The following is a 944-nucleotide window of genomic DNA, read 5'->3' as shown; positions in this document are numbered from 1 at the left end:
TGGCCCGCCGTGCCCGCCCCGTCCGCGGGGGCGGCCGGGGACTGCGTGGCACGCTGCTTGCCGCCGCGGCCGGGCTTCGCGCCCTTCTTGCTGTCGCCCCGAGGGGCGGGCGCGTCGTTGTCCCGGCGCTGGGCGGCGGTGAGCGGCTGGACCTCGTCTGGCAAGAGCACTCCTCGAGCAGGTCCGGCTGTGGAGAGGCCGGAGTGCCATGGTATCGACCTCGGCCGCGGGAGGTCGTTCCGGCCGTCAGGTGAGACCTACCGCACGCGAACAGGCGGGCCGCCGGAAGCTTCTCCGGCGGCCCGCCTGCGGGTGCTGGGCATGGGTCAGACGGTGACCAGGGCGTCCAGAGGTGCGCCGTCGAGCGCCTTGGTGAGCCGGGAGCGACCGTTGAGGAAGCCCAGCTCCAGCAGGACGGCGACGCCGGCCACCTGGGCTCCGGACCGCCGTATGAGCTCCAGCGACGCCTCGGCCGTACCGCCGGTGGCCAGCACGTCGTCGATGACGAACACCCGGTCGCCGTCGGCGAGGTCCTCGGCGTGGATCTCGATCTCCGCGCTGCCGTACTCCAGGTCGTAGGACTGCGACAGCGTCGCGCCGGGCAGCTTGCCCGCCTTGCGGACGGGCACGAAGCCCAACCCGGCGCGTACCGCGACGGGCGCGGCCAGGATGAAGCCGCGTGCCTCGAGGCCGACGACCTTGGTGGCGCCGTGCGAGGCGCAGCGCTCGGCGAGCGCCTCGGTGAGCGCGCCGAAGGCCGCCGGGTCGGCGAGCAGCGGGGTGATGTCCTTGAACATCACGCCGGGCTTGGGGTAGTCCGCGACGTCCCGGATCCTGCTGAGCAGCAGGTCGGTGAGGGCGTCGGACGCGGGGGCGCCGGTACTCATCGGATCACCGCCGCTTTCCCTGGGTGCCGCGGCCCCTGCCGCGTGTCCCGCTCGGCC

At 74.2% G+C, this 944-nt stretch carries 1 protein-coding gene; it reads right to left on the bottom strand.

What is annotated here, in order from left to right; all coding sequences use genetic code 11:
- Window positions 1-326: 326 nt before the first annotated feature.
- Window positions 327-887: an adenine phosphoribosyltransferase gene (locus tag ACYVE9_RS28455; RefSeq protein WP_461030766.1), complete on the bottom strand. Its 561-nt coding sequence runs from the start codon at window positions 885-887 to the stop codon at window positions 327-329.
- Window positions 888-944 lie beyond the last annotated feature (57 nt).

The sequence above is a fragment of the Streptomyces sparsus genome, from assembly GCF_054776295.1.
Note: the sequence above shows the minus strand (reverse complement) of the source record. Positions and strands in the feature narration are given on the sequence as shown.